Source organism: Actinobacillus minor NM305, assembly GCF_000175195.1.
Classification (GTDB): Bacteria; Pseudomonadota; Gammaproteobacteria; order Enterobacterales; family Pasteurellaceae; genus Haemophilus_A; species Haemophilus_A minor.
The window spans coordinates 1-1,270 of record NZ_ACQL01000183.1 but is presented as its reverse complement, the minus strand read 5'-3'; the positions used below and the strand labels follow the sequence as shown (position 1 = coordinate 1,270).

Below are 1,270 nucleotides of genomic sequence, written 5' to 3'. Positions count from 1 at the left end.
ATAAGGCTTTAAGCCACTTTTTAGCAACTATTTTGTCTATTACACCTTTTGTTTTCGTCCCATAAGCTATTTTTTATTCTTGTTTTTCTGCTACTCTTGCTTTTCCTCTACCCAAGAACCATAAGATTTAAATTTCTCTAGCACGACCGCCATTTGTTCATTAGAGAGTAGAGGGATTTCTTTGCCGGTTGCCAATAGTTTTAAATACCAATCAGAAATCACTTCCACTTCGTGCGCAATACTTAATGCTTTATCTAAAGAAACATCAGCGGTAATTAAGCCGTGATGAGCTAATAAAATCGCTTTACTTTTTGCAATGCCTTCACGGACATAATCGGCAAGTTGATGCGTGCCGAATGTAGCATAAGGTACGCAAGGAATATGATCCGTTCCAGTGCAAGCGATCATATAGTGAATAGGTGGAATATCTTGTTCTAAAATTGATACCGCCGCACAATTTAAGGCGTGGTTATGTACTACCGCATTGAGTTCAGGGCGAGCTTCATAAACGGCTAAGTGGAATTGCCACTCACTAGAAGGCAGTTTACCTTCTTCGTGTTGCCCATTGTTATCGACATAAACAATATCGTCTTCTGTCATTTTTTCGTAAGGAGTGCCGGTTGGTGTAATGAGCATACCATTTTGGTAGCGCACGCTAACATTGCCTGCGGTACCTTGATTTAGCCCTAGACGGGTCATTTCTAGGCAGGTATCAATAATTTGTCTGGCGAGAGCTGTTCTGTTCATAATAAAACTCCATCTTTTCGTAAAATTTTTGTGATTTTTAACCGCTTACCCTAAACAGGGGTAACGCCTTTTTTCAAGATGATGTTGCCGTATTTAGCTAATTCGCCTGTAATCACTACGGCATAAGCAGTTTTTGCTCGGTCGTAAAAGGCGAAGCGTTCGACACGTTCAACAAGCGGTGCTTTTCCGTTAATTTTTGCAATTGCGGCGAGATAGCGTTCTTCAACCGCAGAATCAAGGCTGTCGCCGGGTACGGCTTGCATCATTGCCAGTGGACGTTCGACATATTGGTCATATTCAAATAATGGGGTAATCGCTTCAAGTAAGGTGGCAATTTGAATGCCATCTGCACGGATCACTTTATGATGTAATTGATGTGCAGGAAAATGGGCATCTGATAAGACGATCTCATCGCCGTGTCCCATTTCTGCAAGCACTTTCAGCAATTCAGGGGAAAGTGCAGGGTGAATGCCTTTTAACATATGTATTTAATCCTTTTCGTAGGGGCGGGGTTTATCCCCGC

Annotated in this window: 2 protein-coding genes; both read right to left on the bottom strand. The window is 42.0% G+C overall.

Annotated elements, in window-relative coordinates:
• Positions 1–90: 90 nt before the first annotated feature.
• Positions 91–747, bottom strand: a complete 657-nt coding sequence (locus AM305_RS11550) for an L-fuculose-phosphate aldolase (RefSeq protein WP_005826339.1) — start codon at positions 745–747, stop codon at positions 91–93.
• A gap of 50 nt (positions 748–797) precedes the next feature.
• Entirely contained in the window at positions 798–1,229 is a 432-nt protein-coding gene (fucU, locus tag AM305_RS11545; protein ID WP_005826338.1) for an L-fucose mutarotase, read from the bottom strand.
• Between the last annotated feature and the right edge of the window lie 41 nt (positions 1,230–1,270).